Raw genomic sequence first — 18,636 nt, 5'->3', positions numbered from 1 at the left:
CGCCGGCCCGTCCGGCCCCGCCGCATGGCACTTCTCTGGCTCGCCCTGACCTGCCCTGTCCTTCCTCTCCTGGTCCTTCCCTTCCTCCCACTGGAGTTCGCCTTCATGTCACAGTCGCCCGCCGCCCGTCACCGCACGCTGGTCCTGTCCGGGAGCCTGCGCGCCGGGGCCGTCACCACCCAGGTCGCCCACGCGGCCGTGGCGCAGAACCGCCCCGGACACGAAGTCGTCCTGGCCACCGGCCTGGATGAACTGCCGCTGTTCAACGAGGACTTGGACACCGATCCGGCCCCGCCCGTCGTGGCCGCGCTGCGGGCCCAGGTCGCCGACGCCGGCAGCCTGCTGGTCCTGAGCCCGGTCAACAACGCCAGCATCTCGGCCCCCCTGAAGAACGCGCTCGACTGGCTCTCCCGGCCCCGCGACGACGCCCCCCTCGCCGGCAAGCCCACCACAGGGCTGGTCGTCGGCTACCGCTCCCAGGGTGCGGAGGGCCACCTGGAGACGATCCTGCGCGCCGCCGGCGCCCGTACCGTCCCGGCCCCGACCCCCGTGCTGAGCCTGCGCACCCTCGACGGGAAGCGGGCCGCCCACGACCCGAACGTCACCACCGCCGTGACCCAGGCCCTCGCCGTCCTGCGCCTTCCCGACCCGGCCGCGGTATGACCTGCCCCGCCCACGGCTTCGACTCACCCTGTTCCCTCAGCAAGGCGAAGGTGCCCACGTGACCCTCCCCACCGCGCCGGCCGCTCTGGCGGAAGCCCTGGCCTTCCTCCTCCAGTTCGCCCGCACGGCGAGAACGACGGGATCCGTCGTGCCCAGCGGGGCCGCCCTGTCCCGAGCTCTCACCCGGCACATCCGACCCGGCAGCGCGCAGCGGCCGCGCGCCGTGCTGGAGGTCGGACCGGGCACGGGAGCCGTCACCCGGCACCTCGCCCGGCGTCTCGGCCCGCACGACACGCTCGAACTCGTGGAGGCCAACGGCCCGTTCGTCGACCACCTGACCACGGCCCTGCGGCACGACACACGACTGGCCGCCATCGCCCACCGCACCCGCCTGCACCACGGCCTCGTCCAGGACCAGCAACTCGGGCAGTACGACAACATCGTGTGCGGGCTGCCCTTCGCGAACCTCCCGCCCGCACAGGTCGAAGCCGTCGTCGGCCAACTCCTGTCGTCGCTCGGGCCCGGCGGCCGGCTCTCCTTCTTCAGCTACGTCGGCGGGCGGGCCGTACAGCACCTCGACCCCAGGCAGGCCCGCTCCCGGCGCGTGCTGCGCGAGGCCATAGCCCCGCACGTGGTGGGCAGCGAGATCGTCGTCTCCAACCTGCCGCCCGCCTACGTCCACCATCTGCTGGTCCCCGCCCTGGCGACCTGCGACTGCGGAGCTACGGCTCCGTCGTCTCGGACTCCAGCTTCGCCCGCGTAGCCGCCCCGTACACCCCGGACTCGTCCCCGGTGATCCCCCTGGCCACCTGGAACGTCCGCACCGAACTCTCCACCGCCGTGCCGAAGTCGCCGTCGTCCTTGCCGATGTACAGGTTCAACTGGCCGAGCCGTTCCTGGAGTTCGACCACCTCGGCGCCGTGGTCGCCGCGCCGCAGCACCGGTGGCGTGGTGCTGTCGCCGCCGCCCTCCTGGATCGTGCCGGTGGCGCCGACGGTCGACGGCGTGTGGGTGGGCTCGGTCGACCGGGTCGGCCTCGGCGAGACGGCGGTCGCCGACGGTGACGTCGAGGGCGTAGGGCTCGTGCTGACGGACGGTGACGGCGACGAGGTCGTCGGCGACGGGGAGCCGGTCTCCTCGGACGGCGACACGGACGCCGTCGCGCTCGACGCCGGCACACTCGCCCGTACCCCGCCCGAGGCCGCGTCGTCGCGGGACGGCGTCTGGTACGACAGGAACCCGCTCGCCAGCCCGGTCGCGGCCACCACGGCGACGACGGCTCCGCCGGCCGCGAGCAGGACGGTGCGGCGACGGCGTACGGGCCTGACGCCTTCCTCGGCCTCGGGCTCGTCCATCGACGGAACCGACGGAACCGACGGAACCGACGGAACCGACGGCACCGGCGGCAGCAGGGACGTGGCGTCCACGGCCTGGAGCGGGACCGTCTCGTCCGCCGGTAAGGCCGACGGCGTGGGCGTCACCGGTGGCGGTGCGGGCGGCACCGCCTCGTGGCCCTCGCTGCCCGCGCCCCCCTCGCCCGTCAGTTCCACGTACGGCCGTATGCGCAGCGGGTCGAAGTCCTCCGCCGCGGCCGCCTCCGCCGTGCGGGCATCGCGCAGGGCGTCGGACGCCCGCTGTGTGCAGCCGCACGACGGGGTGTTGTCGGCCCCTCTGGGTGCCCCGCACTCCGGGCACTCGTGGCCTGTCGGCTCTGTCACGCGTCGTCCCTCCCTCCGCATTCCCCCCACGAACTCCAGAGATTATGCAGACCGTCTCCACAGCCGCTGTCGGAAGCCCCCTGGGGAGGGTCCCGGTAAATCGGGCGGCAACGGGACTCGACAGGCCATAACGGTGCGCACCGATCACCATGGATGTGAGGGATGTGCAGGCGAGGGTGCTGTGTAACGAGAGCCGTTGGAGGTCTTCATGGCCGAGGATGCGCACGGTATGACGGGAAATATGCGAGACGTACCGATGCGGGGCAGTGCTCCCAAGAAGGGCAGTGCCGCCGAGGAACATGTGCCCGGCAATGTGCTGGTCTCCATCGGTGCCCTGCTGCTCGGCATGCTGCTCGCCGCCCTCGACCAGACGATCGTGTCGACCGCGCTGCCCACCATCGTCAGCGACCTCGGCGGTCTGGAGCACCTGTCCTGGGTGGTCACCGCGTATCTGCTGGCGTCGACCGCCGCGACCCCGCTGTGGGGCAAGCTCGGTGACCAGTACGGGCGCAAGCGGCTCTTCCAGACGGCGATCGTGATCTTCCTGATCGGTTCGGCGCTGTGCGGAATGGCGCAGAACATGCCGCAGCTCATCGCCTTCCGCGCGCTCCAGGGGCTGGGCGGCGGTGGCCTGATGGTGCTGTCGATGGCGATCGTCGGGGATGTCGTGTCGCCGCGCGAACGCGGGCGCTACCAGGGGCTGTTCGGCGCGGTGTTCGGGGCGACGAGCGTGCTGGGCCCGCTGCTCGGCGGGCTGTTCACCGAACACCTCAGCTGGCGCTGGGTGTTCTACATCAACCTGCCCGTCGGCCTGGTCGCCCTCGCGGTGATCGCGACCGCGCTGCGTATCCCGCGCAAGTCGACGCGGCACGTCATCGACTATCTCGGTACGTTCCTGATCGCGTCGGTCGCGACCTGTCTGGTGCTGGTCGCCTCGCTGGGCGGTACGACGTGGGGCTGGGGTTCGCCGCAGATCATCGGTCTGGCGGTGCTGGGTGTGGTCCTGGCGGTCGTCTTCGTACAGGTGGAGCGTCGGGCCGCGGAACCCGTCCTCCCCCTCAAGCTCTTCACCGTCCGCACCTTCACCCTCTCCGCGGTCATCAGCTTCGTCGTCGGATTCGCGATGTTCGGCGCGATGACGTATCTGCCGACGTTCCTCCAGGTGGTGCAGGGCATCTCGCCGACCATGTCGGGCGTGCACATGCTGCCGATGGTGATCGGGCTGCTGCTGTCGTCGACGGCGTCCGGGCAGATCGTCAGCCGGACGGGCCGCTGGAAGGTGTTCCCGGTGGCGGGCACGGGCGTCACGACGATCGGCCTGCTCCTCCTGCACCGCCTCGACGAGAACAGTTCGACGACGGAGATGAGCGCGTACTTCTTCGTCTTCGGCCTCGGACTCGGCCTGGTCATGCAGGTGTTGGTCCTCATCGTGCAGAACGCGGTCTCGTACGAGGATCTCGGCGTCGCCACCTCGGGCGCGACCTTCTTCCGCTCGATCGGCGCGTCCTTCGGTGTGGCCATCTTCGGCGCGATCTTCGCGAGCCGCCTGGCCGACAAACTGACGGACGCCTTCCGCGGCACCAGCCTCCCCACGGGCATCTCGGCGGACACCTTGAAGTCCGACCCGAGAGGCATCGGCTCCCTGCCACCGGCGCTGCGGGACCCGGCCATCCACGCGTACGCGTCCTCGATCACGGACGTGTTCCTGTACGCGGCCCCCGTCGCCCTCCTCGGCTTCGTCCTGGCGTGGTTCCTCAAGGAGGACCGCCTGCGCGGCTCGGTCACGGCGCCCGACCTCACGGAGACGCTGGCCAGCAACCCGGTCGAGCGCTCCTCCTACGACGAGGTGTGCCGCGCCCTGTCCGTGCTCGGTACGCGGGACGGCCGGCGCGAGATCTACCAGAAGATCACCGACCGGGCGGGCTACGACCTTCTCCCGGCCGCCAGTTGGCTCCTGCTGCGCATCCGCCGCGACGGCTGGGCGGAACCGGCGGTCCTCGCCGAACGCAGCACCGTGCCCCTCCCGGTCATCCTCGCCGCGGCCCGCCAGGTCGAGGAACGCCGCCTCGCCACCCGCGAGGGCCTGGACCTGGTCCTCACCCCCGAGGGCCGAGAAACGGCCGACCACCTCTCCAAGGCCCGCGAGGAGTCCCTCGCCACCCTCCTGGGCGACTGGTGGACCCCCGACCGCCCCACCGACCTCAACCGACTGGTCACCGAACTCACCGACGAACTCTGCGGCTCGGACAGAGAACAGCCCCACAACGGGTCGGCGCCGCGGATCAGTTGAACGGGCGCCCAGGACCCCTCACCCGACCAGCTTTTTCCGGAACCAGTGCTCGGCGTACTGATCGTCGTTGTGCGGCCCGGTCTCCGCGTACCCGAGCCGCGCGTACAGGGCACGGGCCTCCACGAGGTCGCTGCGGGTGTCGAGGATCCGCTCCTTTGTGGTGACGTCCTCGGTGTCTCTCGACGCAGGTCGGCGAAAATCAGCCTGTCCGGCGTTTGAGGACGAGGCCCCTTCAGGGCCGATCGGGGGTCTGGGGGCGGAGCCCCCAGTGGGGGCCGCGCCGACGCAGGGTGCGCTCCCAGTTTGAGTGCCCGGTTCCGGGCAACCCGGAGGGAGAACCGGCCCGTTGGGCCGAAGCATCCGGAAGGCACCCATGTCCACAGGCATGATCATCATCGTTATCGTGATCGTGGCGGCCGTGGTCGTTGTCGCGGCCGCCCTCACCCTGCGAGCCCGCGGCGGCGTCGGTGGTCGGGACCTGAAGCACCGCTTCGGGCCCGAGTACGACCGCGCGGTGACCCGCCACGACGGCGACACCAAGGCCGCCGAACGTGAGCTCGCAGAGCGCGTTGAGCGGCACGGATCGCTGCGTGAGCAGCCGTTGGAGCCGGCCCGGCGTGAGCAGTTCGAGGCCCGTTGGGCGGCCGCGCAGGAGCGGTTCGTCGACTCGCCCCGAGAGGCCGTCGCCGACGCGGACCAGCTGCTCGGCGAACTCGCCACCGTCCGCGGTTTCCCCGACGGCGCCCAGTACGAGGAGCAGCTCGCCGCCCTCTCCGTCCACCACGCGCCCGACGTCAACGGCTACCGCCACGTGCACAGCGTGGCCCGCGCCGACGACACCCGCGCCGACACCGAGGAACTGCGCGAGGCGATGGTCGAGGCCCGCGCGCTCTTCGAGTCGCTCGTCGCCGGCGCCCGCACGTCGTCCGGCACGTCCCACGACAGGTCGCACGGCAAGACGTCCCACAAGCTGTCCGACAGGCTCCCTGGCAAGACGGCCAGGCGGTCGCACGACACCTCATCCGACAAGCAACAGACGATCAAGGGGGGTTGACACAACCATGGCCGACGAGACCAAGAGTTCCACACCCGCATCCACACCTGGTTCCACACCCGGTTCCACGCCCGCAGCGACACCGACGCCGATACCGATGTCCGCGCGTTCGGACCGCTCGGACCGCTCGGACCGCTCGGACGGCTCGGACGGCTCGGACCGTTCGGAGCGCCTGGACCGTCCGGACCGCTCGGACCGTACCGAGACGCCCACGCGTACGGGCACGGACGAGACCAAGACGTCCGCCCGCACCGACGGGAGCAGGGTCCCCGCACCCACTCCCACCTCCACCTCCGCGCGTACGGACACCCCCGCCCGCACGGAGACACCCGCACCGACGTCCACGCGGTCGACCGACGGCAGGACCCCGGCGCAGACGTCCTCGCGCCCGAACTCCTCCACCCCGTCGTCGTCTTCGTCCTCGACGCCGTCCTCGTCCTCGTCCCCGCTGCTTCCGCGCGACGAGACCGACAAGCTCGCCGAGCGGCTCCAGCACGCCCTGGCCGGGTTCGTCGACGACCCTCGTACGGCCGTCGAGGAAGCCGACCACGTCGTGGAGGAGATCACCGGCCGCTACACGGACGCGCTGACCCAGCGCCGTCGCACCCTGCGCAGGTCCTGGCAGGAGGGTGACGCGAAGTCCGACGACCACTCCGACACCGAGCAACTCCGGCTGGCCCTGCGGGACTACCGCGAGATCGCCGAGCGGCTGCTGCACGCCTGACTCGCCCGATCCGCCCGACCCGCTCGATCAGACCGTCCCGCCCGACCCGTCCCCCGCCCGGCGCTCCCGCCACTCACGCACGACGTCCTCGACGTCGTAGGGCTTCTTGCCCAGGGGAGGGCCGGGCGGCGGCTTGAACATCATCTCGCGGATCTTGACGTTGACTTCGGTGATGATCTTGCGGACGATACGTTCGGAAGGGGCCGCGTACGCCGCCGCGAGCGCGTCCTCGGCCTCCTTGCGCAGGGCCAGTGTGGGCGGCAGGACCGAGAAGCCCTCTCGGGCCAGCTTCTGCCTGATCCACCAGAGTTCGTCGTAGGACGTGTCCGCGCCGTTCGGCAGGGGCTTGCCCGCGCCGGGGAGCTCGGCGAAGTCGCCGCGCGCCTCTGCGTCGCGGATCTGCTTGTCCACCCAGGATTCGAACGGCACGCCGGGAGGCTTTCGCTCGGTCATGAGTCCAGTGTGCCGGACGCGACATGGCCGGGCGATTTATCATGCGGCGGCTGCATAAGGACACTTCAGGAGGAGCGCCGCGTGCTCGAACTCACCATGGCCACCGTCTCCGGGACGGAAGAGGGGGCCACGGCCGGCATGCTCATGGCCGAAGCGCCGAGCGAACCCGGTGCCGTGCTCCGGGTGGGGCGGGACAAGTCCGTGTGCCGGCTGGCGACGCCGGACGACTGGCTGTTCGTCTCACGGGTCCATCTGGAGTTCCTGTGCGGCCCGGAGGGCGTCTGGCAGGTCTCCTGGCTGCGCGGTTCGCAGCCCGACCCGTCGTCCGAAGTCCGCCTGATCGTGGGGGAGTACGCACAGCCCCTCGTCTACGGCGGCAGCGTGACCCTGCCCCGGGGCGGCAGCGGCGAGATCGTCGTCCAGGACCGCACCGCCCCGCGCAGCGTCAACGTCGGCTTCTACCACGAGGGTTGAGCACCAGAAGGGGCCTACGCCAGCACCCGCGCCAGCGCGAACCCGTCGTACCCCTTCGTGCCCACCGTCTGGATCGCCGTGGCGCTCAACTTCGGGTGGGCGCCGATCAGTTCGATGGCGGCGCGGGTGCCCACCACGTCCGCCGCGGTGCTGTCCGTGTCGGTGACCCGGCCCTCCCGGACGATGTTGTCGACGATGATCAGGCTGCCGGGGCGGGTCAGCTTGAGCGCCCACTCGACGTAGTGCGGGTTGTTGCCCTTGTCGGCGTCGATGAAGACCAGGTCGAAGGGGGCCGGGTTCTCCTCCGCCAGCTTGGGCAGCGACTCCAGGGCCGGGCCCACCCGTACCTCGACGAGGTGGTCGAGGCCGGCCCGCGCGATGTTGCTCGTCGCGACCTCGGCGTGCTTCGCGCTGAACTCCAGGGAGATCAGCCGGCCGTCGGCGGGCAGCGCGCGGGAGAGCCAGATGGTGCTGTAGCCGCCCAGGGTGCCGATCTCCAGGATCCTGGAGGCGCCGTGGATCTGGGCGAGGAGATGCAGGAGCTTGCCCTGCGGGGCGGTCACCGCCGCGTGCGGCAGACCGGCCGCCTCGCTGTCGCGCGTGGCCGCCGTCAGGGCTTCGTCCTCCGGGGTGAGGTGGGCGGTGAAGTAGTCGTCGACGGCGTCCCAGACCTGCGACTGGCTCATGAGTCCGTGCCTCCCGTGGCCTCGCGGATGTCTCATTAGAGTTTCTAACTAGGTGCGCTAACGAACATAGCCCTGTGCGGGTTCCCCGTCAGCCGCGTCACCACTCCGCGCGTGCTCCGCCGACCGCCGTGACCGCCGTACCGCCCAGGCCGTCGCGGCCGTGACCGCCAGCAGGAAGGCGCCGAGGACCGTGAGCAGCCAGGCCGGCACCCCGGCCACCGTGCGCAGCCGCTCCTCGTGGATCACCTGCTGGAACGGGGTGTCCGCGGCGGCCCGGCGCAGGACGTGGTCGCCGGTGATCGACGCGGGGCGCGGGAACTCCTGCGCCACGGCGGTCAGGAACGGCGTGCCCGCGGCCAGCGCGGCGAGCGGGCCAGACGCGCCGCTGACGCGCCCGGCGTAGGTCACACGGATCGGCTCGCCGCCGATCGCGGAGCGGGGTTCCATGCGGTGCGCGGCGAGGACGTACAGGCCCAGGGACTGCGGTGTGGCCGCGAGGGCGGACAGGCGCATCGGATAGACGGGCAGGTCGGCCGCGAAGGTGAGGTGGAGCGGGTCGAGGGTGCCGTCGAGCGGGGCGCCGGCGCTGTCGGGCGCCAGCCGGACCGCCACGTACTCCCAGCGGAGGTCGACGTACGGGCGCAGGGCGGTCGACAGGCGCGGTGGGAGGGCGAAGCCGTTGCTGCCGAGCCAGCTGTCCAGCGCGGCCGGGTCGGTGGCCGTGAGGCGGGCCACGTCGAAGGGGCCGAGCCGCTGCCGGCCCACCACGCCCACGCCCGGGCCGGCCCCGGGACCCGGCGGCGGTGCGCCCGCCTCGTCGCCCATGACCAGCGGCCAGTCGCCGTCCTGGGGCCAGAAGTGGTAGCGGGTGCGGTGGACGGGCGCGGTGAGGGCGGCGAGCCGGGTGAACAGCGCCGGGTCGCCGAGCCGCACGGTCGCCCGGTGCGGCACGGGCATGATCCACGCGGCCCGCTCGGCGTCCCCGCCGACGGTCAGGCTCATCACGATCTGCTCCTGGTGCCCGTCCCACCGCACGACGGACTCCTCGCGCCCCACGGTCACCTGTGTCCGCGCCCCCGGGATCATCGCCCCGCAGCCGCACGCGTAGGCCGGCGCGATCAGCGACCCCAGCTGGATCCCGAGCAGTGTCACGACCACGGCGAGCACGCGCGCGTGGGCACTGCCCCGCCGTAGGAACCAGCCCATGCCCCGAAGCCTCCTGATGCCGTCGACAGGGGTTCAGAGGCTACGGCGCGGCGGCGAGGGGCGGAGGTGTTTCCGGACAGTCATCGGGGCTCCACCGAGGGTGCAGAGCCCGGCAGCGGGCGGCCCGCCGACTCGGTCATGCGCCAGACGGCGAAGCCGCCGATCACGGCCGCTGCCATCATGTAGTACGCGGGCATCATCAGGTCGCCGGTCGCGCCCACCAGGGCCGTCACCACCAGCGGGGTCGTGCCGCCGAACAGCGACACCGACACGTTGAAGCCGATCGAGAGGGAGCCGTAGCGCACCCGCGTCGGGAACAGGGCCGGGAGCGCGGACGGCATCGCGGCCGTGAAGCAGACCAGGAGCAGGCCCAGGGCGGCCATGCCGAGCGCGACCGCGACCAGGCTGCCCTGGCGGATCAGCAGCAGGGCGGGGACCGACAGGAGCAGGAAGCCCGCGCAGCCCGCCGCGATCACCGGGCGGCGGCCGACGCGGTCCGTCAGGGCGCCCGCGAACGGCTGGACGACCATCATCAGCGCCATCACGCCCAGGACCACGAGCAGCCCGTGCGTCTCGTCGTACTCGAGCTCACTGGTGAGGTAGCTCGGCATGTACGACAGCAGCATGTAGTCGGTGACGTTGAAGACCAGGACCAGGCCCACGCACAGGAGCAGCGCCCGCCACTGGCCCGTCACCATCTCGCGCAGCGGCACCTTGGGGCGGCTGGCCTCGGACTTCGCGACCTCGGCGGCGAAGGCCGGGGTCTCCTCCAGGCGCAGCCGCAGATACAGGCCGATGATCCCCATCGGGCCCGCGATCAGGAACGGGATCCGCCAGCCCCAGGACGTCAGGTCGTCCGTGGACAGCAGGGCCGTCATCAGCGTGACCAGGCCCGCGCCGCCGACGTAACCGGCCAGCGTGCCGAACTCCAGCCAGCTCCCGAGGAACCCGCGCCGCCTGTCCGGCGCGTACTCGGCGATGAAGGTGGACGCGCCCGCGTACTCACCGCCGGTCGAGAAGCCCTGGACCAGGCGCGCGGCCAGGAGCAGCAGCGGGGCGCCGACGCCGATCGACCCGTACGACGGGATCAGGCCGATCGCGAACGTGCCCGCGGCCATCATGACCATCGTCAGCGCGAGGACCTTCTGGCGGCCGATCCGGTCGCCCAGCGGGCCGAAGACCAGGCCGCCGAGCGGGCGGACCAGGAAGGCCGCGGCGAAGGCGCCGAAGGTGGACAGCAACTGGGCGGTCGGATTCCCGGAAGGGAAGAACACCTTGCCGAGCGTCACCGCGATGTAGCTGTAGACGCCGAAGTCGAACCACTCCATCGCGTTGCCCAGCGCGGCGGCCTTCACGGCCCGCCGGACCAGCGCGGGATCGGTGACGGTGACGTCGGGAGCGTCGGGAGCGTCGGTAGGGCGGGAGGGAGCGGGGTACTCGGACGGGGGACCGGGGGTCGTGTCTAGGAGGGACATATCCGACCGACCATAGGGGCGGTCGCGGTGTGTACGTGGCGTATGCAATCAGTTGCGCAGGGCAGCAAAAGGGCGGGTGCGCAGCGCCGCTCACCCGGCCGCGGGCGGTTCCCGGCGGACGCCACTGTGATCCATCTCGCGTCCCGCCGAGGCAACCCAACCTCCGGCGCACTATCGTCGTCCAGACAAAAGGAGAACGGACGACAGGTGAAGCCGGGGTAGCCTGCGTCTCTCTGTGGGGGCACACAGAAAACGGGGCGGGAGGCCTACGAGGCGTGGCGAACGTGGAGCACAGCGGGCGACCGGCGGATGCCTTCCGGGCGACGGCCGCCGGAGCCGTCAGAGGGCGGCTGCGCGTGGCACGTCTGGGGTTGTGGCTGGTGGCCGCGGTCCTGGCCGTCCGTCAGGTGGTCGTCGTCCTGAGCACCCCCAAGGGCGAACGGCTGACGGACCTGGAGACCTGGGTCGGTCCCGACGGTGTCCTGCACGTGAACGGGTCGCTGTACGACTCGACGCGCTTCACGGGTACGCCCTTCGGCGGACTCGTCCTGAAGCCCCTGACCAAGGCCGCCGAACAGGCCCTCGGCTGGGGCTGGACCTTCGGCACGCTGCTCCTGGTCGTCGCCCTCGGGCTGATCGCCGCCCGCGCCCTGCCCAAGCCCGTCACCCGCCGCAGCGCGCTGCTGGCCGCGCCCGTCGCGATCAGCCTGCTGATGCTGTCGCTGCCGGTGCGCAACACGCTGTGGCTCGGCCAGACCAGCATCATCCCGGTCCTGCTCGTGCTGCTCGGCTGCTTCACCGTCCGCGGCGAGCGGACCGGCGGCCTGCTGATCGGCATCGCCGCGGCCCTCCAGCCGACCGTGCTGCTCTTCGCGCCGCTCCTGTGGTTCACCGGCCGCCGCCGTGCCGCCGTCTCCGCAGGGGTCACCTTCGCGGCCTGTACGGCGATCGCCTGGGCCGCGATGGCGCACGACTCGTACACCTACTGGGTGCACCACATGGCGGGCACCGGACTCGGCGGCCCCGCCGACGACCTCGCCAACCAGTCCCTGCACGGCGCCCTGCTGCGGCTCGGCCTGTCAGGACCGCTGGAGATCGGCCTCTTCCTCACGCTCGGTGCCGCCGTCGCCGTCCTCGGAGTGCGCCGCGCCGTCCACTACGCGCGCGACGGACAGCTGCTCCTCGCGGTCGCCATCACCGGCTGCGCGGCCATCGCCGTGTCCCCGACCACCTGGCAGCACCAGCTGCTGTGGGTGCTGCTCGCGGTCGTCGGACGGGTCGGCAAGCGCGCCTCCGACCGGTACGTGTGGCCGGTCGCCGTCGTCCTGGTGATGACGCTGCCCGCCAAGATGATGCTGCCGAACATGTCGGCGATGTACGCCCTGCGCGACAACGTCGTCCTGCTCGCCGCCCTCGCCGCGGCCACCGTCATCCCGTTCCTGTCGCGCACCTCGCCGTACTACCGCTCGCCGATCCCGACCGAGTACGCCGCCCCCGTGCCGGCCCGCCTCAAGCACGTGCCGCTGCTGCCGTTCCTGCGCCGCGTGCTGACCCGCCCGAACCTGCTGCTGGAACTGCTCCTCATCCGCGTCACCTACGCCGCCTACCAGAAGGTCCGTCTCGCGGCGACCGGCGGCTCCAACTCGGCGGGCCGGGTGCGGGCGGAGGAGCACGGGCACCAGATCCTCGACATCGAGCGCTTCCTGCACATCGACGTCGAGCACTGGGTCAACCACGCGGTGGTGAAGGTCGACTTCCTGCGGAACTTCTTCGACTTCTACTACGAGTCGTTCCACTTCATCGTCCCGCTGAGCGTCATGGCCGTCCTGTATGTGCGCCGCCCAATCGACTACCGCTGGGCCCGTACGTCCCTCGGCTTCGCGACCCTGCTCGCGCTGGTCGGCTTCTGGCTCTACCCGCTGGCCCCGCCGCGCCTGCTGCCCGGCCTGGGCATCATCGACACCGTGCACGGCGTCCAGGACTTCTCCAAGCCGGACTACGGCACCCTGACGGCCCTCACCAACCAGTACGCGGCGATGCCGTCCCTGCACTTCGGCTGGGCCCTGTGGTGCGGTGTCGTCATCGCGATCATCGCGCCGAAGTGGTGGATGAAGGCGCTGGGCCTGCTGCACCCGTTCTTCACCGTCTCGGCCATCGTCGCGACCGGCAACCACTGGGTGCTGGACGCGGCCGGCGGCGCGGCGGTCGTCGGCGCCGGGTTCGGCCTTTCCTACCTGCTCCAGGGACCGCGGGCACGCTTCGCGGGACGGGCCGGCGGCGCCGGGAAGGCCGCCGACCCGAGTTCCGAGCCGGTGGGCGTCAGCCCGTCCGGACCTGAAGGTGCTTCACGCCGTTGATCCACGCCGAGCGCAGCCGGTCGGGGTCGCCGGCCAGGGTGAGGTCCGGGAGGGCGTCGGCGATCGCGTTGAAGATGAGGTCGATCTCCAGGACGGCCAGGGACTTGCCCAGGCAGTAGTGCGGGCCGCCCCCGCCGAAGCCGAGGTGGGGGTTGGGGTCGCGGGTGATGTCGAAGGCGTCGGGGTCGGTGAAGACCTCGGGGTCGTGGTTGGCGGAGGCGTAGAAGACGCCGACCCGGTCGCCCTTCTTGATGAGTTTCCCGCCGAGTTCGGTGTCCTGGGTCGCGGTGCGCTGGAAGGCGTTGACCGGGGTCGCCCAGCGGACGATCTCCTCGGCCGCCGTCGCGGGCCGGTCCCGCTTGTACAGCTCCCACTGCTCGGGATGGGTGAGGAAGGCGTGCATCCCGTGCGTGATCGCGTTGCGGGTCGTCTCGTTGCCGGCGACCGCCAGCATCAGCACGAAGAAGCCGAACTCGTCGGAGTTCAGGTTCCCTTCGTCCTCCGCGGCCACCAGGGTGGTGACGATGTCCTTGGCCGGGCACTGCTTGCGGTCGGCGGCCATGTTCATCGCGTAGGCGATGAGTTCGGTGGCCGACTCGGCGCCGACCTCCTCGGTGATCGCGTACTCGGGATCGTCGTACGAGATCATCTTGTTGGACCAGTCGAAGATCTTGGTCCGGTCGTCCTGCGGGATGCCGATGAGTTCGGCGATGGCCTGGAGGGGCAGTTCGCAGGCGACCTCGGTGACGAAGTCGAACGGGCCCGCGTGGGTACGGGCGTTGGCCGCGATGGCGCGGGCGCGCTCGCGCAGACGGTCCTCCAGGGCGCGGATGGCCCGCGGGGTGAAGATGCGCTGCACGATCTGGCGGACCCGGGTGTGTTCCGGCGGGTCCATGTTCAGCAGGATCAGCTGCTGCGCGTCGATCGCGTCGCGCTCCATGTGCTCGTGGAAGCGGATGATCGCCGTGTTGGTCGTCGAGGAGAACAACTCCGGGTGCGTGGACACGTACTTGACGTCGGCGTGCCGGGTCACGGCCCAGTAGCCCTCGTCCTGGAAACCGGCGATGCCTGCCCGCTGGGGGATCCAGCAGACCGGTTCGACCCGGCGCAGTTCGGCGAACTCCGGTAGGGGAACGCGGTGGTGAAGCACGTCGGGGTCGGTGAGGTCGAACCCGTCGGGGAGAGCTGGACAGGCCATGGATGTCTCCAGCTGAGTTCTGACGGTCCATCAGGAATTGCCGTGAAGGTAGTAACGGGTTCTACAAGAGGCAAGGGGTATGGCAGCCCTAATTACCTGCACGCCCCTTGCGGTTGCGGACGGACTGTCAGCAGACTGCACAAAGAACTAGAACACGTACTAGTTCTGCGTGGCGGGTGGGCCGGGACGCCCGCGCCGCGCGGGTACCGGATGGAGAGGATCCACCCTCATGGCCGCGGAACCCGTGATCGTCGAAGCCGTACGCACCCCCATAGGCAAGCGCGGCGGCGCGCTGGCCAATCTGCACCCTGCCTACCTTCTTGGCGAGACCTACCGTGAACTCCTGGGCCGCACCGGCATTCCCGCCGATGCGGTCGAGCAGATCGTCGGCGGCACCGTGACCCACGCCGGCGAGCAGTCCATGAACCCCGCGCGTACGGCCTGGCTGACCGTGGGCCTGCCGTACGAGACGGCGGCGACGACCGTCGACTGTCAGTGCGGCTCCTCGCAGCAGGCCTCGCACATGACCGCCAACATGATCGCGGCCGGTGTCATCGACGTCGGCATCAGCTGCGGCATCGAGGCGATGTCCCGCGTGCCGCTGGGCTCGGGCTCCAAGCACGGTCCGGGCAAGCCGTTCCCCGACGAGTGGAACGTCGACCTGCCCAACCAGTTCGAGGCGGCGGAGCGGATCGCTCGCCACCGGGGCCTGACCCGGGAGAACGTCGACTCGCTCGGCCTCATCTCGCAGGAGCGGGCGGCCAACGCCTGGTCCGAGGAGCGCTTCAAGCGGGAGACGTTCGCGGTCCAGGTGCCGACCACGGAGGAGGAGCAGCGGGCCGGTCAGGGCATGTGGCGGCTCGTCGACAAGGACGAGGGCCTGCGCGACACGTCCATGGAGGCGCTGGCCCGCCTCAAGCCGGTGATGCCGACGGCGATCCATACGGCGGGCAACTCGTCGCAGATCTCCGACGGAGCGGCGGCCATCATGTGGGCGTCGAAGCGGATGGCTCGCGCCCTGAAGCTGAAGCCGCGGGCGCGGATCGTGGCGCAAGCCTTGGTGGGTTCCGACCCGCACTTCCACCTGGACGGGCCGATCGACGCCACGCGGGCCGTGCTCGGCAAGGCGGGCATGACCCTGAAGGACATCGACGTCGTCGAGATCAACGAGGCGTTCGCGTCGGTGGTGTTGAGCTGGGCGCAGGTCTTCGAGCAGGACCTGGAGAAGGTCAACGTCAACGGCGGCGGGATCGCGCTCGGGCACCCGGTGGGAGCGACGGGTGCGCGGCTCATCACGACGGCCCTGCATGAACTGGAGCGCGCGGACAAGGAGTTCGCGCTGGTGACGATGTGTGCGGGTGGCGGTCTGGCCACGGGCACGATCATTCAGCGGCTGTAGACGTCCAGTTCAGGAACGTGGTGAAGGCGGCGGGGTCGATCTGGAGGATCGGTCCCGCCGGGTTCTTTGAGTCGCGGAGGGCGATGGTGGGGGTGGCGGGGGAGGAGGTTTCGGCGACCTCGACGCAGTTGCCGCCCTGGTCTCCGCTGTACGACGACTTACGCCACTTGGTCTCCATAGCGGTCCTCCATCAAGCGCCGGATCAACTCCGCCGAGTCCTTGAGGGATAGAGCGGCGGCCTGGAGATGATCGTAACGGAGTGAACAGTCCTTGACGGTGTCCGGGTTGGCAGTGGGATGCCCGCTTCCGTAGCCCTCGGTATAGACGATGGTCGGGTCGCTGCTGAAGTGGTAGACGTCGAATGAGCCCTGCATACCCGCATGCGCCCCTGCCGAGTACGGCAGGATCTGGATGTTGATCCGGGGGTTGGTCTCGTACGACAACAGGTGGGCCAGTTGTTCGCGCATGACCTCGGGGCCGCCGATTTCCTGGTAGAGCGCGGCCTCGCTCAGCACCAACCAGTAGACCGGCGGCGTCTCCTTCTCGAAGATGCTCTGCCGGGCCAACCTGACAGCCGTGCGGTCGTCCAGGTTGTTGCCGTCGAGCACGCCTAGGACGGCACGCGCGTAGGCCGGGGTCTGAAGCAGACCGTGGATCATCTGCGCGTTGAACGAATAGATCTGCGTGGCCCGCGCCTGCAGCTCCGCAACCTGCTGAAACCACGCCGGAAGTTGACTTCGCAGCACCAGCTCCACGAGCCGGGACAGCGACCCGCCCGTCCCCAACGCCGCGTCCACCCGTTCGCTGAACTCCCGCGTCGGCAGCTTCCTCGCCGTTTCGATCTGGCCGACCAGTGACCCGGTGTAGTTGACGATGTCGCCGAGCTGCCGTTGGGTCAGGGCCGCCGCCTCGCGGTAACGGCGCAGTTCGTAGCCGTAGTAGTCGAGTGGCGAGGCGCCGGGGTCGAGGACGTTGATGTTGGTCACGCAGGGCCCCCTCTCGGGCAACTCGGTCCACAGACGGACCGGTTGTGTCCATTCGGTAGCCCAGGGTAGTCAGTCGGGGTCACCCTCGTCCTGTGAACGGATACCTTCCCCCTACGTACCGCATGCGCCTGACCGTAGGCGAACACTCGGTACGTCACATTCGCCGTATCGTGCGCTCGCTGCTCGACGAGTGGGAGCTGCTGGAGCTGTGTGACGCCGCGGAGTTGGGCGTCAGCGAGCTCATCACCAACGTCGTCCGCCATGTCCCGGACCGGCGCTGCACCGTGCTGATGCTGCGGGTGGCGGCGGGGATGAGGGTGGAGGTGTCCGACGGGGTGCCCGAACTGCCGGTGATGGCGGCCGAGTTGTCCATGGACGCGGAGGGCGCCCGCGGGCTCGTACTGCTCGACGCCGTGGCCGACAAGTGGGGTGCGGAGCGGGTCAGCGGGGGTGGGAAGAGGGTGTGGTTCGAGTGCTGGAGACGGTGACGCGGCCAGGGTGGGCGGCGGGCTATCGGCCGATGAGGACGGCCAGCAGGTCGGCGAGCGCGAGCGCGCCCTCGGGGTCGTCGGCGTGACGCTGGACGCGGCGGACGGGACCGACCTGTTCGAGGGTGACGCCGGCGCGCGCCAGGACGTACGTGAGGGTCAGGAAGGCCGAACGGGCGTTGCCGTCGTCGAAGGGGTGGAAGAAGCAGACGTCGAGGTAGGCACGGGCCGCGCGGGCGGTGAGGGGGAGGGACGGGGTGTCGGTCTCGGCCTCGGTGAGGCAGGCGTTCAGGAGGGCGGGGAGGTCCGCGCCGGTGCCGTACCGCTCGCGGCCTCCCTTCGCGTAGGCCGGGTGTCGGCGGAACGGGGCCTCGGGGACGTCCAGGACGTGCCGCTGCCAGGCGCCGATCGTCGCGAACGTCAGCGGCGTACCGGATGCGGCGTCCGCGCGGGCCAGGGCGAGCGCGGTCAGCAGGGAGCGCGCGCGGTGCGGGGAACGGGCGTGGTCGTGGGTGCGAATGTCGTGGACGGCGCCGTCGCGGGCGGGGCGGCGGGCGGGGAGGGTGACCGGGCGGGTCCGGTGCCAGGGCACCTGGGTGCGGAGGGTGAGCCAGGCGCGGAGGTGGTCCGGGGTGACGGGAGCGACGGGAGTGACCAGGGCACCGGTCGGGTCGGTGGTCATTCGTCGAGGTGGGACTGGATGCGGGCGGACGTGTAGGTGTACGTGCCGCCGGGGTCGGCCGGTTCCTCGGCGCCCAGCGCGGCGGCCAGCTGGTCCGCCACTTCCTCCACCAGCTTCCCCTCCGGCGCGACCCAGCTCTCGAACCGGCCGCCGATCGCCTCCTCGACCAGGGCCCGTGCCGTCGCCGGGTCCGTGTCCCAGCGGGTGAGGTACCAGGTCAGGACCTGTCGGCAGTGGCCGTACCAGGCGTCCCCCGCGCCGGTGCGGTCCAGGACCTGGAGGATCAGGCGGTGGGTGACGGGCGGCCCGTCCAAGGGGAAGCGGTCGAACCAGTCGGCCAGGAACTCCAGCCACTCCCGCCACTCGCACAGCGCGGCGGCGACCCGGTCCAGGGTCTCCTCGGAGGTGCCGATCGTGTGCAGGGTGCAGCACCAGGCGCCGACGGGCCCGCCGCCCAGGTCGCCCTCGTCGTGCGCCCACCGCCAGCCCGTACTCCACCTGCCGTACCGCTCGGCCAGCGCCTGGGTCATGTCGTCGGCCCAGGCCCAGCCCTCGTTGTGGGACCAGTGGCAGAGCCTGCGGTACTGCTCGGCGGCCTCGACGGGTTCGGACGTACGTTTCTGGACCGGCCGCACCGGGACGCGGCTCGCCGGCTCCAGCGCGCGCACGTTGTCGGGCGCGTCGGTGGGGTCGAAGGCGTGCGTGCGCGGGTCGACGTCGGTCCAGGCGAGGTCGTAGGGGAGCAGCTCCGGGTTCACCGCACAGACGTTCCATGACGGCCGT

At 70.9% G+C, this 18,636-nt stretch carries 19 protein-coding genes and 1 pseudogene; 9 read left to right on the top strand and 11 right to left on the bottom strand.

Annotated elements, in window-relative coordinates:
- The first annotated feature begins 105 nt into the window (after positions 1 to 105).
- Both ACWD5F_RS12165 and ACWD5F_RS12160 read left to right on the top strand, forming a co-directional pair.
- A complete protein-coding gene (locus tag ACWD5F_RS12165) occupies positions 106 to 663 on the top strand; it encodes an NADPH-dependent FMN reductase (RefSeq protein WP_451253551.1) in 558 nt (185 codons plus the stop codon).
- Positions 664 to 721: 58 nt separating this feature from the next.
- Positions 722 to 1,426 carry a class I SAM-dependent methyltransferase gene (locus ACWD5F_RS12160; protein WP_451253549.1) on the top strand — a complete coding sequence of 235 codons (705 nt, stop codon included), beginning with the start codon at positions 722 to 724 and terminating at the stop codon, positions 1,424 to 1,426.
- On the opposite strand, the gene ACWD5F_RS12155 is transcribed toward ACWD5F_RS12160, so the two are convergent.
- Positions 1,386 to 2,381 carry a peptidoglycan-binding domain-containing protein gene (locus tag ACWD5F_RS12155; protein ID WP_451253548.1) on the bottom strand — a complete coding sequence of 332 codons (996 nt, stop codon included), beginning with the start codon at positions 2,379 to 2,381 and terminating at the stop codon, positions 1,386 to 1,388. The two genes, ACWD5F_RS12160 and ACWD5F_RS12155, sit on opposite strands and share 41 nt — an antisense overlap.
- A gap of 241 nt (positions 2,382 to 2,622) precedes the next feature.
- Between ACWD5F_RS12155 and ACWD5F_RS12150 the strand changes: the two genes are divergently transcribed.
- Positions 2,623 to 4,671, top strand: coding sequence for a DHA2 family efflux MFS transporter permease subunit (locus tag ACWD5F_RS12150; protein ID WP_451253546.1), 2,049 nt, complete (start codon positions 2,623 to 2,625; stop codon positions 4,669 to 4,671).
- Positions 4,672 to 4,689: 18 nt separating this feature from the next.
- Here ACWD5F_RS12150 and ACWD5F_RS12145 read toward each other — a convergent pair.
- Positions 4,690 to 4,821, bottom strand: a pseudogene (locus ACWD5F_RS12145) (GNAT family N-acetyltransferase); the annotation flags it as partial.
- Positions 4,822 to 5,044: 223 nt separating this feature from the next.
- Here ACWD5F_RS12145 and ACWD5F_RS12140 point away from each other — a divergent pair.
- Both ACWD5F_RS12140 and ACWD5F_RS12135 read left to right on the top strand, forming a co-directional pair.
- Positions 5,045 to 5,725 carry a hypothetical protein gene (locus ACWD5F_RS12140; protein ID WP_451253544.1) on the top strand — a complete coding sequence of 227 codons (681 nt, stop codon included), beginning with the start codon at positions 5,045 to 5,047 and terminating at the stop codon, positions 5,723 to 5,725.
- Between the two features lie 97 nt (positions 5,726 to 5,822).
- Positions 5,823 to 6,449, top strand: coding sequence for a hypothetical protein (locus tag ACWD5F_RS12135; RefSeq protein WP_451253542.1), 627 nt, complete (start codon positions 5,823 to 5,825; stop codon positions 6,447 to 6,449).
- Between the two features lie 27 nt (positions 6,450 to 6,476).
- Here the strand turns inward: ACWD5F_RS12135 and ACWD5F_RS12130 are convergent, their stop codons facing one another.
- Positions 6,477 to 6,902, bottom strand: coding sequence for a DnaJ family domain-containing protein (locus ACWD5F_RS12130; RefSeq protein WP_401727703.1), 426 nt, complete (start codon positions 6,900 to 6,902; stop codon positions 6,477 to 6,479).
- 81 nt (positions 6,903 to 6,983) lie between these two features.
- Here ACWD5F_RS12130 and ACWD5F_RS12125 point away from each other — a divergent pair, with 81 nt between their 5' ends.
- On the top strand, positions 6,984 to 7,376 hold the full coding sequence (locus tag ACWD5F_RS12125) for a hypothetical protein (protein ID WP_401727702.1): 393 nt from the start codon (positions 6,984 to 6,986) through the stop codon (positions 7,374 to 7,376).
- A gap of 14 nt (positions 7,377 to 7,390) precedes the next feature.
- On the opposite strand, the gene ACWD5F_RS12120 is transcribed toward ACWD5F_RS12125, so the two are convergent.
- The 3 genes from ACWD5F_RS12120 to proP form a co-directional block, all read right to left on the bottom strand.
- Complete coding sequence (locus ACWD5F_RS12120) at positions 7,391 to 8,062, bottom strand: O-methyltransferase (protein WP_451253539.1); 672 nt, start codon at positions 8,060 to 8,062, stop codon at positions 7,391 to 7,393.
- Between the two features lie 57 nt (positions 8,063 to 8,119).
- Positions 8,120 to 9,268, bottom strand: a complete 1,149-nt coding sequence (locus tag ACWD5F_RS12115) for a DUF2330 domain-containing protein (RefSeq protein WP_451253537.1) — start codon at positions 9,266 to 9,268, stop codon at positions 8,120 to 8,122.
- Between the two features lie 80 nt (positions 9,269 to 9,348).
- Positions 9,349 to 10,743 carry a glycine betaine/L-proline transporter ProP gene (gene proP, locus ACWD5F_RS12110; RefSeq protein ID WP_451253535.1) on the bottom strand — a complete coding sequence of 465 codons (1,395 nt, stop codon included), beginning with the start codon at positions 10,741 to 10,743 and terminating at the stop codon, positions 9,349 to 9,351.
- Between the two features lie 275 nt (positions 10,744 to 11,018).
- Between proP and ACWD5F_RS12105 the strand changes: the two genes are divergently transcribed.
- Complete coding sequence (locus ACWD5F_RS12105; RefSeq protein WP_451253533.1) at positions 11,019 to 13,100, top strand: bifunctional glycosyltransferase 87/phosphatase PAP2 family protein; 2,082 nt, start codon at positions 11,019 to 11,021, stop codon at positions 13,098 to 13,100.
- Here ACWD5F_RS12105 and ACWD5F_RS12100 read toward each other — a convergent pair.
- Positions 13,063 to 14,298, bottom strand: coding sequence for a cytochrome P450 (locus ACWD5F_RS12100; RefSeq protein ID WP_451253531.1), 1,236 nt, complete (start codon positions 14,296 to 14,298; stop codon positions 13,063 to 13,065). The genes ACWD5F_RS12105 and ACWD5F_RS12100 overlap by 38 nt on opposite strands.
- 229 nt (positions 14,299 to 14,527) lie before the next feature.
- On the opposite strand from ACWD5F_RS12100, the gene ACWD5F_RS12095 reads away from it, so the two are divergent.
- Positions 14,528 to 15,697 (top strand): steroid 3-ketoacyl-CoA thiolase, encoded by a 1,170-nt coding sequence (locus ACWD5F_RS12095; RefSeq protein ID WP_123999548.1) that lies wholly within the window; start codon positions 14,528 to 14,530, stop codon positions 15,695 to 15,697.
- Here ACWD5F_RS12095 and ACWD5F_RS12090 read toward each other — a convergent pair.
- Positions 15,681 to 15,875 (bottom strand): DUF397 domain-containing protein, encoded by a 195-nt coding sequence (locus ACWD5F_RS12090; protein ID WP_451253529.1) that lies wholly within the window; start codon positions 15,873 to 15,875, stop codon positions 15,681 to 15,683. The two genes, ACWD5F_RS12095 and ACWD5F_RS12090, sit on opposite strands and share 17 nt — an antisense overlap.
- On the bottom strand, positions 15,856 to 16,683 hold the full coding sequence (locus tag ACWD5F_RS12085) for a helix-turn-helix domain-containing protein (protein WP_451253527.1): 828 nt from the start codon (positions 16,681 to 16,683) through the stop codon (positions 15,856 to 15,858). The genes ACWD5F_RS12090 and ACWD5F_RS12085 overlap by 20 nt, the downstream gene beginning before the upstream one ends.
- Before the next feature lie 170 nt (positions 16,684 to 16,853).
- On the opposite strand from ACWD5F_RS12085, the gene ACWD5F_RS12080 reads away from it, so the two are divergent.
- A complete protein-coding gene (locus ACWD5F_RS12080) occupies positions 16,854 to 17,171 on the top strand; it encodes an ATP-binding protein (RefSeq protein WP_451253525.1) in 318 nt (105 codons plus the stop codon).
- Positions 17,172 to 17,193: 22 nt separating this feature from the next.
- Here the strand turns inward: ACWD5F_RS12080 and ACWD5F_RS12075 are convergent, their stop codons facing one another.
- Positions 17,194 to 17,853, bottom strand: a complete 660-nt coding sequence (locus ACWD5F_RS12075) for a Fic family protein (RefSeq protein ID WP_451253523.1) — start codon at positions 17,851 to 17,853, stop codon at positions 17,194 to 17,196.
- Entirely contained in the window at positions 17,850 to 18,611 is a 762-nt protein-coding gene (locus tag ACWD5F_RS12070; protein WP_451253521.1) for a hypothetical protein, read from the bottom strand. The genes ACWD5F_RS12075 and ACWD5F_RS12070 overlap by 4 nt, the downstream gene beginning before the upstream one ends.
- Positions 18,612 to 18,636: the final 25 nt, after the last annotated feature.

Source organism: Streptomyces sp. NPDC002499, assembly GCF_053595415.1.
Note: the sequence above shows the minus strand (reverse complement) of the source record. Positions and strands in the feature narration are given on the sequence as shown.

Coding starts and splice junctions, on each gene's coding strand:
- ACWD5F_RS12115 (WP_451253537.1), bottom strand. CDS start 9,268: ATGGGCTGGTTCCTACGGCGGGGCAGTGCCCACGCGCGCGTGCTCGCC.
- ACWD5F_RS12140 (WP_451253544.1), top strand. CDS start 5,045: ATGTCCACAGGCATGATCATCATCGTTATCGTGATCGTGGCGGCCGTG.
- ACWD5F_RS12100 (WP_451253531.1), bottom strand. CDS start 14,298: ATGGCCTGTCCAGCTCTCCCCGACGGGTTCGACCTCACCGACCCCGAC.
- proP (WP_451253535.1), bottom strand. CDS start 10,743: ATGTCCCTCCTAGACACGACCCCCGGTCCCCCGTCCGAGTACCCCGCT.
- ACWD5F_RS12090 (WP_451253529.1), bottom strand. CDS start 15,875: ATGGAGACCAAGTGGCGTAAGTCGTCGTACAGCGGAGACCAGGGCGGC.
- ACWD5F_RS12075 (WP_451253523.1), bottom strand. CDS start 17,853: ATGACCACCGACCCGACCGGTGCCCTGGTCACTCCCGTCGCTCCCGTC.
- ACWD5F_RS12130 (WP_401727703.1), bottom strand. CDS start 6,902: ATGACCGAGCGAAAGCCTCCCGGCGTGCCGTTCGAATCCTGGGTGGAC.
- ACWD5F_RS12120 (WP_451253539.1), bottom strand. CDS start 8,062: ATGAGCCAGTCGCAGGTCTGGGACGCCGTCGACGACTACTTCACCGCC.
- ACWD5F_RS12150 (WP_451253546.1), top strand. CDS start 2,623: ATGCGAGACGTACCGATGCGGGGCAGTGCTCCCAAGAAGGGCAGTGCC.
- ACWD5F_RS12095 (WP_123999548.1), top strand. CDS start 14,528: ATGGCCGCGGAACCCGTGATCGTCGAAGCCGTACGCACCCCCATAGGC.
- ACWD5F_RS12135 (WP_451253542.1), top strand. CDS start 5,823: ATGTCCGCGCGTTCGGACCGCTCGGACCGCTCGGACCGCTCGGACGGC.
- ACWD5F_RS12165 (WP_451253551.1), top strand. CDS start 106: ATGTCACAGTCGCCCGCCGCCCGTCACCGCACGCTGGTCCTGTCCGGG.